Source organism: Blastococcus sp. SYSU DS0541 (genome assembly GCF_054050875.1).
On record NZ_JBJHAD010000001.1, the window covers coordinates 309366 to 321429 of the forward strand.

At 74.7% G+C, this 12064-nt stretch carries 11 protein-coding genes; 6 read left to right on the forward strand and 5 right to left on the reverse strand.

Translation table 11 applies throughout. The annotated features are described in order from the left end of the window. Positions 1-66 precede the first annotated feature (66 nt). Positions 67-2085: a protein meaA gene (locus ACI794_RS01475; protein WP_456615529.1), complete on the forward strand. Its 2019-nt coding sequence runs from the start codon at positions 67-69 to the stop codon at positions 2083-2085. Here the strand turns inward: ACI794_RS01475 and ACI794_RS01480 are convergent. Further along, entirely contained in the window at positions 2015-2809 is a 795-nt protein-coding gene (locus tag ACI794_RS01480; RefSeq protein ID WP_456615530.1) for a YqjF family protein, read from the reverse strand. The two genes, ACI794_RS01475 and ACI794_RS01480, sit on opposite strands and share 71 nt — an antisense overlap. A 69-nt stretch (positions 2810-2878) precedes the next feature. Here ACI794_RS01480 and ACI794_RS01485 point away from each other — a divergent pair, with 69 nt between their 5' ends. Together ACI794_RS01485 and ACI794_RS01490 are read left to right on the forward strand one after the other, a co-directional pair. After that, on the forward strand, positions 2879-3649 hold the full coding sequence (locus ACI794_RS01485) for an enoyl-CoA hydratase-related protein (protein ID WP_456602152.1): 771 nt from the start codon (positions 2879-2881) through the stop codon (positions 3647-3649). A gap of 189 nt (positions 3650-3838) precedes the next feature. Next, positions 3839-5185 (forward strand): dicarboxylate/amino acid:cation symporter, encoded by a 1347-nt coding sequence (locus ACI794_RS01490; protein WP_456615531.1) that lies wholly within the window; start codon positions 3839-3841, stop codon positions 5183-5185. Between the two features lie 49 nt (positions 5186-5234). Here the strand turns inward: ACI794_RS01490 and ACI794_RS01495 are convergent, their stop codons facing one another. Both ACI794_RS01495 and ACI794_RS01500 read right to left on the reverse strand, forming a co-directional pair. Next, positions 5235-6143: a hypothetical protein gene (locus ACI794_RS01495; protein ID WP_456615532.1), complete on the reverse strand. Its 909-nt coding sequence runs from the start codon at positions 6141-6143 to the stop codon at positions 5235-5237. Positions 6144-6189: 46 nt separating this feature from the next. After that, entirely contained in the window at positions 6190-6357 is a 168-nt protein-coding gene (locus tag ACI794_RS01500) for a hypothetical protein (RefSeq protein WP_456615533.1), read from the reverse strand. Positions 6358-6545: 188 nt separating this feature from the next. Here ACI794_RS01500 and nucS point away from each other — a divergent pair, with 188 nt between their 5' ends. The 3 genes from nucS to ACI794_RS01515 all read left to right on the forward strand — a co-directional run bounded on the left by nucS (position 6546) and on the right by ACI794_RS01515 (position 9411). After that, positions 6546-7217, forward strand: coding sequence for an endonuclease NucS (gene nucS / locus ACI794_RS01505; RefSeq protein WP_456602155.1), 672 nt, complete (start codon positions 6546-6548; stop codon positions 7215-7217). A 103-nt stretch (positions 7218-7320) separates the two neighbouring features. Then, positions 7321-9102, forward strand: a complete 1782-nt coding sequence (locus tag ACI794_RS01510; RefSeq protein WP_456615534.1) for a 3-hydroxyacyl-CoA dehydrogenase family protein — start codon at positions 7321-7323, stop codon at positions 9100-9102. 3 nt (positions 9103-9105) lie between these two features. Then, positions 9106-9411 (forward strand): hypothetical protein, encoded by a 306-nt coding sequence (locus ACI794_RS01515; protein ID WP_456579145.1) that lies wholly within the window; start codon positions 9106-9108, stop codon positions 9409-9411. 58 nt (positions 9412-9469) lie between these two features. Here the strand turns inward: ACI794_RS01515 and ACI794_RS01520 are convergent, their stop codons facing one another. Beyond that, complete coding sequence (locus ACI794_RS01520) at positions 9470-10714, reverse strand: class F sortase (protein WP_456615535.1); 1245 nt, start codon at positions 10712-10714, stop codon at positions 9470-9472. A 32-nt stretch (positions 10715-10746) separates the two neighbouring features. Then, positions 10747-11997 (reverse strand): hypothetical protein, encoded by a 1251-nt coding sequence (locus tag ACI794_RS01525; protein ID WP_456602158.1) that lies wholly within the window; start codon positions 11995-11997, stop codon positions 10747-10749. Positions 11998-12064: the final 67 nt, after the last annotated feature.

Below are 12064 nucleotides of genomic sequence, written 5' to 3' on the forward strand. Positions count from 1 at the left end.
TGTCCCACCGCACACCTTCCCGGGCGGGGCTGCTACCGGCGGGTAACCGCCCTACACTCCGCCGGTATGCCGTTCCCGCAGAAGCCGACGGAGCGCGACCGACCCTGGGTCATGCGCACCTACGCCGGCCACTCCTCGCCGGCCGAGTCCAACGCCCTCTACCGCCGCAACCTGGCGAAGGGCCAGACCGGTCTCTCGGTGGCCTTCGACCTGCCGACGCAGACCGGCTACGACCCCGACGACGAGCTCGCCCGCGGGGAGGTCGGGAAGGTCGGCGTGCCGGTGACCCACATCGGTGACATGCGTGCCCTCTTCGACGGCATCCCGCTCGACGAGATGAACACGTCCATGACGATCAACGCCACCGCCATGTGGCTGCTCGCGCTCTACCAGGCGGTCGCCGAGGAGCAGGGGCACGACGTCGCCACGCTGGCCGGGACGACGCAGAACGACATCATCAAGGAGTACCTCTCGCGGGGGACCTACGTCTTCCCGCCGGCGCCCTCGATGCGGCTGATCACCGACATGGTCGCCTACACGGTGACGGCGATGCCCAAGTGGAACCCGATCAACATCTGCAGCTACCACCTGCAGGAGGCCGGGGCCACGCCGGTGCAGGAGATCGCCTACGCCATGAGCACGGCGATCGCGGTCCTGGACTCCGTGCGCGACTCCGGCCAGGTGCCGGAGGAGCGCTTCGGCGAGGTCGTCGCGCGCATCTCCTTCTTCGTCAACGCCGGGGTCCGGTTCGTCGAGGAGATGTGCAAGATGCGGGCCTTCACCCAGCTCTGGGACGAGCTGACCGAGGAGCGCTACGGCGTGCAGGACCCCAAGCACCGCCGCTTCCGCTACGGCGTCCAGGTCAACTCCCTGGGCCTCACCGAGGCGCAGCCGGAGAACAACGTCCAGCGCATCGTCCTCGAGATGCTCGCCGTGACCCTGTCCAAGGACGCCCGCGCCCGCGCCGTGCAGCTGCCGGCGTGGAACGAGGCACTCGGGCTGCCCCGGCCGTGGGACCAGCAGTGGTCGCTGCGGCTGCAGCAGGTGCTCGCCTACGAGACCGACCTGCTGGAGTACGACGACCTGTTCACCGGCTCGGTCGTCGTCGAGAAGAAGGTGGCCGAGCTCGTCGATGGCGCCCGCGCCGAGATCGCCCGTGTGCAGCAGATGGGCGGGGCCGTCGCGGCCGTCGAGTCCGGCTACATGAAGGGCGAGCTGGTGGCCTCCCTGGCCGAGCGCCGGCGCCGGATGGAGAGCGGCGAGGACGTCGTCGTCGGCGTCAACAGGTTCGACACCACCGAGCCGAACCCGCTGACCGCCGACCTCGACGCCGCCATCATGGTCGTGGACCCGGCGGTCGAGAACGCCGCGCAGGAGGCCGTCCGGAAGTGGCGGGCCGAGCGGGACCAGGAGGCGGCCGACAAGGCCCTGGACGCCCTCCGTGAGGCCGCGTCCTCCGACGTGAACCTGATGCCGGCCACCCTCGACTGCGCCCGCGCCGGCGTGACCACAGGGGAGTGGGCCGGCGCGCTGCGCGAGGTCTTCGGGGAGTACCGGGCCCCCACCGGCGTCGCCGCCGCCAGCGGGGGCGGGGAGGCCGACGAGGCCCTCACCGAGGTCCGGGAGCGGGTGCGCGCCACCGGTGCGGAGCTCGGTGGCCGGCTGCGCTTCCTCGTCGGCAAGCCGGGGCTCGACGGCCACTCCAACGGCGCCGAGCAGATCGCCGTGCGCGCCCGCGACGCCGGGTTCGAGGTGATCTACCAGGGCATCCGGCTGACGCCGGCCCAGATCGTGAGCGCCGCCGTGGAGGAGGACGTGCACGTCGTCGGCCTGTCGGTGCTCTCCGGCTCCCACCTGCAGGTGGTGCCGGCGGTCTTGCAGGGGCTCCGCGAGGCCGGGCTGGACGACGTGCCGGTCGTGGTCGGCGGGATCATCCCCGACAGCGACGCCCGGCGGCTGCGCGAGCAGGGCGTGGCCCGCGTCTTCACCCCGAAGGACTTCGGGTTGAACGACATCATGGGGCAGGTCGTCGACGTGGTCCGCGAGGCCAACGGCCTCCCGGACCGGGTCCCCGCCCCGGCGTGACCACCGGGCCGAACCGGACGTCGACGCCCGGGGAGAACAGGACGCTGTCCGGCGGGCCCGGCAGGTCGGCCAGGCCGGCGGCGGCGAGCAGGGAGTCGTCGAGGTCGGCGACCTCCGCCCGGTGCAGCGGCCACTCCGGGTGCTCGTTGGGCCAGTACGCCGGACCGCCTCGTCCGGGCCGGTGCAGCCCCCACCGGGCGGTCAGGAAGTGCTCCAACGGGCCCGGCCGGTCCAGCCGGCGGCCCACGTCGACGGTGAGCGTGCTGCGCGCACCGGCGGGGCCGGGCCAGCGCCGGCGGCAGCGGTAGGTGACGCGGTCGCCGGCGCGGTCGATCCGCATGTGCGACCACGCGTACGGCAGCCGTGCCACCCAGCGCGCGGTCACCACGGGGAGCAGGCGCTCGGCGTCCAGCGACCGGAAGACGACGCCCCGCCGGCCCTGGGCGTCCACCGAGTAGAGCCGCACGTTCGTCTCGGCGAACGAGCCGAGGTAGGGGATGCCCGGCGTCCCGAACAGCCCGATCCGCACCATGCGGAACGGGATGAGCCCGACGTAGGTGGCGCCGTCCAGCACGTCGGGGCGGGTCCCGGCCGGGAGCAGCGGAGCGACCCGCGCGGGGTCCACCGCCCAGTGGAGGAACGCGACGTCGCGCCAGCCCTGGGTGAACACGGTGCGGCCGGCCGGTCGCGGCGCGGTCGGGCTGAGCGGTTCGACGTCGGGCACGGACCCAGCGTCCCCCCTCGCGCGGCGATCGTCGTTGCCGACCGGGGCCGGGCATGGTGGGGTCGGGGCATGGCTGACGGTGCACCCCGGGTCGAGCGCGACGGCGACGTCGTCCGCATCACGATGACGCGCGCGGGGAAGCGCAACGCGCTCTCCCGCGAGCACCTCACGCAGCTGCTCGCCGCGGTCACCGAGGCGGGCGAGAGCGACGCCGCGGCCGTCGTGCTCGGCGCCGAGGGTCCGGTGTTCAGCGCGGGCCACGACTTCGCCGACGTCGCCGGGGCCTCGCTGCCCGAGGTGCGCAGCCTGCTGCAGCTGTGCACCGAGCTGATGCAGACCGTCCAGGACGTGCCGCAGGTCGTCGTGGCGCGGGTGCACGCCCTCGCGACGGCGGCCGGCTGCCAGCTGGTGGCCTCGTGCGACCTCGCCGTCGCCGCAGAATCCGCGGGCTTCGCCGCACCCGGCGGCAAGGGCGGCTGGTTCTGCCACACGCCCATGGTGGCGATCGCCCGCAACGTCGGCCGCAAGCGCGCCATGGAGCTGGCGCTGACCGGCGACGTCATCGACGCCGCGACGGCGCTGGACTGGGGGCTGGTGAACCGCGTGGTGCCCGACGCCGAGCTGGACGCCGCCGTCGACGAGCTGGTGGAGCGGGCCACCCGTGGCTCGCGGGCGAGCAAGGCCTGGGGCAAGCAGACGATGTACGCCCAGCTGGACCGCCCCGAGCGCGACGCCTACGCGACCGCGATCGAGGTCATGGCGGCGGCGAGCCAGCTGCCCGGCGCGCGCGAGGGCATGGCCTCCTTCCTGGAGAAGCGCCGCCCCGTCTGGCCGGACTGAAGAAGGACCACGGTGAAGCCGGCCACAGCGCGGAATGCGCGGGCGCCGGGAAGCCCTGACCCACGCGTGCAGAACATCTGGGGCCTGACGCGGCGGCGGACCGTCGACTTCGGCCGCGTGACGGTGGACCGCTGTCGGGGCTGACGCGCCCCCGCCCGGTCATCTCTCATCCAGAACGGAAACACCCCCGTGCTCGCTCGTCTCCGCCGCCTGCCCTTCGCGGCGCAGGTCCTCCTCGCCCTGGTCGTGGGCGTCGCCCTCGGCTTCGTCGCCCGTGAGATCGGCCCCGTCGCCGACGGCTCGCCCAACTGGCTCACCAGCACCCTCCAGACCATCGGCGGCACCTTCGTCACGCTGCTGAAGACCCTCGTCCCGCCGCTGATCGTCACCGCGGTGATCGTCAGCATCGCGAACCTCAAGCAGGTCTCCAACGCCGCGAGGCTCGCCGCCCAGACGCTGCTCTGGTTCGCGATCACCGCGCTGATCGCCGTCGCCATCGGGATCGGGCTCGGCCTGCTCACCCAGCCCGGCCGCAACAGCTCGGTCGACGCCGCGGCGCAGGCCGACCCCGGCCGCACCGGCTCCTGGTTCGACTTCCTCAACGGCATCGTCCCCGGCAACATCCTGGGCCTGCAGGGCTCCGCGGAGGGTGCCCTGTCGTTCAACGTCCTCCAGCTGATCGTCATCGCCGCCGTCATCGGCATCGCGGTGCTCAAGGTCGGCGAGGCAGCCGAGCCCTTCCTCGGCGTCGTCCGATCGGCGCTCGCCGTCGTCCAGAAGGTGCTGTGGTGGGTCATCCTCCTGGCGCCGCTGGGCACCGTCGGCCTGATCGGCAACGCCGTCGCCAGCTACGGCTGGGAGTCCCTGGGCTCGCTCGGCGTCTTCGCCGGGGCCGTCTACGCGGGTCTGGCGATCGTGCTCTTCGTCGTCTACCCGGTGCTCCTGCGCGCCCACGGCCTCTCGCCGCTGCGCTGGTTCGCGGGCGCCTGGCCGGCGATCCAGCTGGCCTTCGTCTCGCGCTCCTCGATCGGCACGCTGCCGGTGACCGAGCGGGTGACCGAGCAGAACCTCGGCGTCCCGCGGTCCTACGCCTCGTTCGCCGTCCCGCTGGGCGCGACGACGAAGATGGACGGCTGCGCGGCGATCTACCCCGCGCTCGCGGCGATCTTCGTCGCCCAGTTCTTCGGGGTGGACCTGGGCCTCACCGACTACCTGCTCATCGCCCTGGTGTCGGTCATCGGCTCGGCCGCCACCGCGGGCGTCACCGGCGCGGTGGTCATGCTGACCCTCACGCTCTCCACCCTCGGCCTGCCCCTGGCCGGCGTGGGCCTGCTGCTGGCCGTCGACCCGATCCTCGACATGGGGCGCACCGCGGTCAACGTCGCCGGTCAGGCGCTGGTGCCCACGATCGTGGCCCGGCGGGAGGGCATCCTCGACCTCGAGCGCTACCGCTCGACGAGGACGGTCGACCCGCTGGCCCCGGCCGAGGAGCGCGGCGGCGTCGACGCCGACCTGCGGGAGCCCGCGACCGCCTGAGAACACCCCTGCACGGGCCCGGACCTCCCAGGAGGTCCGGGCCCGTCGCTCATCCCTCGGTCAGGTCCGCGCAGCCGGACTCGTGCGGCAGCAGCGGCCGCAGCTGCGCCGACCACCGCGACCCGTCGTCCCCGACCCACGGGGTGGCCGAGCTGCCCTCCGCCGCCGCCTCGAGCACCGCCTGCGCCTGCTCGCCGGTGGCCGTCACGCAGGTGATGCCCGGCCCGATCGGCTCGCCCGGGAGCTCCGGCCCCGGCCACGGCAGCTCCGGCTGGGCCGGGTCCACGTCGACGTAGGGGCTCACCACCGCCGCGACGGCGTCGGGCTGGTACGGCTCGGGGCCGGACACCCGGTCGGCACCCAGCGCGGCGACCGGGTCGCGCAGCGCCTCGGCGAGCTCCGCGAGCCGGGCGCGCGCGGCCGCCTGCTCCTCGGTGATCCCGGTGTCGAACCCGGTCGGCAGCCCGCCGTCCGGCTCCCGCTCGGGCCCCACGCCGAGGGCGTACACCTCGCGGGTGACCGTCTCCCCGCCGGTGCGGACGGTGAACCGGGTGCTGGTCACGTCCGCGACCGGCGGGCTGCCGAGGTCGCCGGTCTCGGTGACACCGGCGGCCACCGCCCGGTCGACGAGGTCGCGCACCCCGCCGTCCCCGAGCCGGTACACCTGCAGGTTGGGCAGCGCCGGGGCGGGCCAGATGGCGATGACCGGCCCGTCGGTGATGAGCCGGCCGTCGGCGTAGAGGGTCGCCGACGGCAGTCGGCTGGCCAGCATGGCCGGCGTGGTGAAGCCACCGACCTCGCTCACCTGCAGCACGACGGTGGCGTCCTCCTCCGCGGGGGACGGCGACGGATCGGCGGCGGGCGCACCGCCGGCGCCACCGCCCGCGGCGTCGGCGCAGGCGCTCAGGAGCAGGGCCAGGACCAGGAAGATGACGGCGCGCAGGGGACGGGTGCTCATACCGCGTACGACGGGTAGGGGCGCCCGGGAGGTTCCGCGTGGGGGTTCACGCCGGGAGGCTCTGGAGGACCTCGGCCGCCGGTCGCGGCCGGCCGAACAGGTGGCCCTGCCCGTAGCGGACCCCGCGGGTGACCAGGGCATCGCGCTCGGCGGCGTGCTCGACGCCCTCGGCGGCCGCGTAGTCGTCGACCGCTCGGTGAAGAGCGAGACCCACGCGACTTCCGTGCCCAGGCGGGCGCGAGCGGCGTCAGGAGCCAGTGCACCCAGTCGCCGGCGGTGGTCTGCTCACGGGCGGCACCCGCCCATTCTCCGCCGGTGCGCCCCGTGCCAGCGCGAGATCGGCCCGCCCATCCCCGTGACTGCCGTCGGCGGCGCCGGCGCGGGCCGGTACCGTCGGCGCCCGTGCGTCTGGTCATCGCCCGCTGCTCCGTCGACTACGTCGGCCGGCTCACCGCCCACCTGCCCATGGCGACCCGCCTCCTCCTGGTCAAGGCCGACGGCTCGGTGTCGGTGCACGCCGACGACCGCGCCTACAAGCCGCTGAACTGGATGAGCCCGCCGTGCCGGCTGGACGAGGCGCTCTCCGACGGCGCGGGCACCTGGACGGTGACGAACAAGGCGGGCGAGCAGCTGATCATCAGCATCGACGAGGTGCTGCACGACCACGCCCAGGAGCTCGGCGTCGACCCCGGGCTGCAGAAGGACGGCGTCGAGGCCGAGCTGCAGCGGCTGCTGGCACTGCACGTGGAGACCTTCGGGCAGGGCTGGACCCTGGTGCGGCGGGAGTACCCGACGGCGATCGGCCCGGTGGACCTGCTCTGCCGGGACGCCGACGGCGGGGTCGTCGCGGTGGAGGTCAAGCGGCGGGGCGAGATCGACGGCGTCGAGCAGCTCACCCGCTACCTGGACCTGCTCAACCGCGACCCGCTGCTGGCCCCGGTGAAGGGCGTCTTCGCCGCGCAGGAGATCAAGCCGCAGGCGCGCGTGCTGGCGCAGGACCGGGGGATCGACTGCGTCACCGTGGACTACGCCGTCCTCAAGGGCACCGACGACCCCTCCCAGCGGCTGTTCTGACCGGGGCCCCTCCGCCCCCACCGAGCCGGAGCAGAGGGGCCGGGGAGCGCTGGTCGTCGTGATGAGAGACTTCCCGCGATCACCGGCGATGGGAGACGGCAACGTGGCCAGGGAACTGAACGAGGTCGGCGTCGTGGGGCTGGGCACCATGGGTGCCGGCATCACCGAGGTGCTGGCACGGGCGGGGCTGTCGGTCACCGCCGTCGAGGTCACCGGCGAGGCGCTCGAGCGCGGTCGCGGGCACCTGGAGCAGTCGACCGACCGGGCGGTCGCCCGCGGCAAGCTCGACCCGGCCGACCGCGACGCCATCTTCGAGCGCATCCGCTTCTCCACCTCGCTGGAGGACCTCGCGACCGCGGAGCTGGTGATCGAGGCCATCCCCGAGCGCATGGAGCTCAAGGCCGACACCTTCGCCAAGCTGGACAAGATCTGCCCGCCGGACACGATCCTGGCGACCAACACGTCCAGCCTCTCGGTGACCGAGCTCTCGGTGGTCACCGGCCGGCCGAGCAAGGTCATCGGGATGCACTTCTTCAACCCTGCCCCGGTGATGAAGCTCGTCGAGGTCGTCCGCACCGTGGTCACCGAGCCCGAGGTCGTCGAGACCGTCGAGGCGCTGGCCGAGCGACTGGGCAAGGTCGACGTCACCATCGGCGACAAGGCCGGGTTCATCGCCAACGCGCTGCTGTTCGGCTACCTCAACCACGCGGTCTCGATGTACGAGAACCGCTACGCCTCCCGCGAGGACATCGACGCCGCGATGCGCCTGGGCTGCGGGCTCCCCATGGGGCCGCTCTCGCTCATGGACCTGATCGGCATCGACACCGCCTACGAGATCCTCGACACGATGTACAAGCAGTCGCGGAACCGGCTGCACGCGCCCAGCCCGGTCATCAAGCAGATGATGACCGCGGGGCTGCTGGGCCGGAAGTCCGGTCGCGGCTTCTACACCTACGCAGAGCCCGGTTCGGCCGAGGTGGTCGCGGACGCGCAGACCCCGACGCCGGGCGGCGCCGCTGCGGGCGCCCGCGACGTGCGGACCGTAGGCGTCGTCGGCTCGGGCACGATGGCCACCGGCATCATCGAGGTCGTCGCCAAGGGCGGCTACGACGTGCGCTTCGTCGCCCGCTCGCCCGAGAAGGTCGAGGGCGTCACGAAGGCGCTCACCAAGTCCCTGGACAAGCAGGTCGTGCGCGGCCGCCTCGAGGAGGCGGCCAAGGAGGAGATCCTCGGCCGGGTCACGGGGACGACGTCGCTGGACGACCTCGCCGACCGCGACCTGGTCATCGAGGCCGTGATCGAGTCGCTGCCGGTGAAGGAGGCGCTCTTCGCCAACCTCGGCGAGATCGCCAAGCCCGGCGCGGTGCTCGCCACCACCACCTCGAGCCTGCCGGTCATCGAGTGCGCCAAGGCCAGCGGCCGCCCGGCCGACGTGGTGGGCATGCACTTCTTCAACCCCGCGCAGGTCATGAAGCTGGTCGAGGTGGTCTCGACGATCTCCACCGCTCCCGACGCGGCCGCGACGATCCACGCGGTGTCGGCGAAGCTCGGCAAGCACGCCGTCTCCTGCACCGACCGCGCCGGGTTCATCGTGAACGCGCTGCTCTTCCCGTACCTGAACGACGCGGTGAAGATGCTGGAGGCGCACTACGCCACCGCCGACGACATCGACGCCGCCATGAAGGTCGGCTGCGGTTACCCGATGGGTCCCTTCGAGCTGCTGGACGTCGTCGGCCTCGACGTCTCGCTCGCGATCGAGCGGGAGCTCTACACCGAGTTCCGGGAGCCCGGGTTCGCGCCGGCGCCGCTGCTGGAGCACCTGGTCACCGCCGGATACCTCGGCCGCAAGACCGGTCGCGGGTTCCGGGACTACGCCGCCCGCTGACGGGTGCCCCGTCGCCGTCCACGGACCGGGTCGCGTCCTCCGGGACGCGACCCGGTCCGTCGTTCCGAGCAGGTCGAGGAGGCCTCCGACGGCGACTGGGTCGTCCGGGCCATCACCGGCGCCGCCACCGGGAAGTCCTACCGCTGCCCGGGCTGCGACCAGGAGATCCGCCCCGGCACGCCGCACGTGGTGACCTGGCCCGCCTTCGTCCGGGACTCCGACCTCGAGCCCTGGGACGTCGACTCGGCGGCCGACCGGCGCCGGCACTGGCACACGGCCTGCTGGCGCTCCCGCACCCGCCGCCGCTGAAGAAGGACCCCCCCACGCTCGCGAGCTCGGCGCGGGCCCCTGCAGCGAGGCCGTTCCATCAGGTCACGAGCTCGGCCGAGACCACCACGTTGTCGAGGTAGCTCCCCGCCGCCGCGTCGAACGCGCCGCCGCAGGTGATCAACCGGAGCTCCGCGGCCGGGGTCGGCGCGTAGACGGTCGTCCCCGGGAAGGCCGCCTTGGCGTACCGCTCGGTGGCGGTGACGCGGAAGCGGGCCACGCTGCCGTCGGCCCGGTCGACGAGCACCTCGTCGCCGGGGGAGAGCCCGGCGAGCGCGCCCAGCGCCCCCGCGCGCCCGCCGCCGTCCACGTGCCCGGCGAGGACCGCGGGACCGGGGGAGCCCGGGACGGGGCCGCCGGTGAACCAGCCGACCCTCGAGGGGTCCGCCGGCGGGACGAGGGCGCCCGCGTCGTCGAGGCCGGCGCCGACCACGGGCGCCTCGATGCCCGCGGCGGGGACGCGCAGGCGCACGGGAGCGGCGGTCGGCAGCCGCTCGACGGCGAGCCGCGGGGCCGCCGTCGCGACGGCGACCGCGCGGGGCAGCCAGCCGGTGAGGAGCCCGGCCGGGCCGCCCCCGGCCTCCACCGCACCCACGGGCCGGACGGCGAGCCCCGAGGCGTCGGCCACCACCCGCAGCTCCACGCCGCCCCCGGGGCGCTCCAGGGCGAGCACCGTGCGCACCGAGCCGGCGGGCAGGTCGAGCTCGGCCTCGTCGCCGGTCGTCGGCACGAGGGCTCGGTAGCGACCGCCGGGGACGGTCACGGCGGGGCCGGCGCCGGGCGAGGCGAGCCCGGCCGAGAGCCGCGGCCCACCGGGCACCAGGACGTCGAGCGGGCCGGCGGCGGGTGCGGCCGCGAGCACCCGGACGCGGGCCTCCCCGGCCGGTGGGGCGCTCAGGTCGTCCTCGACCGGTTGCAGGGCGAGGTGGGCGAAGGCGCCGGCGAGCACGACGGTCCGCGCCTGCCCGGGGGAGAGGTCGAGGCGTGTGGAGAGCACCGGCGGGGTGGACGCCGGTGCGCCGGCGGCCCGGATGCTGACCGCGTAGGCGCCCGAGGGCAGCTGCGTGTACGCGTCCACCTCGCCGTACCGCAGCCCGGGCGCGACCACCGGGCCCGGGTCGGTGAGGACCTCCCCGGGCGGCGCGGCGGGGGTCAGCGCGACATCCACCGCGGGAGTGTCGGGGGAGAGGTGGGCGACCCGCAGCAGCCCCTCGCCGGGCTCCTCGGCCGCGGCGCGTACCGGCGCGGCGAGGAGGCCCAGCAGCAGCGCGAGGGTCAGGGCCACGACGGGCCAGAGCCCGCGCCGGCCCCCCGGGCTCAGGAGCGGCCCACCGGCTCGTCCACCGACTCCGTCGTCGACTCGTCCTGCGCGGCCGGGGTTCCGCCCGTGGTGGGCCGCGGCGGCAGCGGCAGCGCCCGGGTGGTCGGCTCGGCGCGCTGGACCGCCGGGAAGGTGGCGGTCACCGGGTCGATGCGGGTGGGCTGGCGGGCCGCCGCGGCCTCGCCCTCGCCCCGGGCGACGGCCGGCTGCTGACCCGTCTGGGGGCCGGCGACCTGGGCGGGGGACTGATCAGCGGTCGCCTCCGGGCGGTCGGCCTGCGCGGCCGGAGCCGTCTGCGGGGCGGTCGTCGGCTGGGCCGGGGCCTGCTGCGGTGCCGCCTGCTGCGGCCGGTCGCCCGGCCGGGCGGGCTGCTGGGGAGCGGCCTCGGCGGTGCGCGCGGTCGGCTGCGGGCGGCGCTCGGCCTCGGCGTCGTCACGGGACTGCTGGGCCCGGTCGCCCAGGTCGGGCAGGCTGTCGAGCAGGCGGCGGGCCTGCACGAGCCGGCTGGTCAGCTCGTCGCGGACCTCGCGGATGGCCTCGGCGCGGGCCTCGGCGTCGGCGACCAGCTGCGCGGCGTGCTGCTCGGCGGCGGAGATCCGCTGGCGGGCGGCCTGGGTGGAGACGCGCTCGCGCTCCTCCTCGACCCGCGCGGCCTCGGCCCGGCGGGCGCGCTGCGCGATGTCGAAGTCCTCCTCGACCTTGGCGCGGCGGGCCTGGGACTCGGCGTCGAGCCGGGCGACCCGCTCCTGGGCCTTGGCGACCAGCTCGTCGGCCCGCTGCTGGGCCTTCTGCGCGATCTGCTCGGCGCTGTGCCGCGCCTCGGCGATCATCCGCTCGACCTCGGCCTGCCCGGCGGCGTGGCGCTCCAGCAGCGCCCGCTCCTCGGCGGCGGTCTGCTCGCGCACGGCCATCGCGTCGACCTCGGCGGCGCGGCGGATCTCGCCCGCCTCCTCCTCGGCCAGCTGCAGCATGTGCTGGATGCGCTCGCTGATGTTCTCGAACGTGGGAGCGGCGGCGCTGGCGGCCTTGCGGCGCAGCGACTCGATCTCGCCGTGGAGCGCCGAGAGCTGGCTGGCCAGGTCGCTGGAGCGGGCGACGGCGGCGTCGCGGTCGGCGAGCGCGATGCGGAAGTCCGCCTCCAGCCGCTCGATCGTGTCGGCGACCTGGCTGCGGTCGTACCCCCGCAGGACCACGTCGAACGAGTGCTGGGCCTCGTGCATCGGCATATCACGGCGGGGGTCGCTCATGGGTTCATCCTCGCAGAAGGGCAGGGGCACGTCATCGTCCTGGGCCTGGTGCGCCACAGGTGTGCCG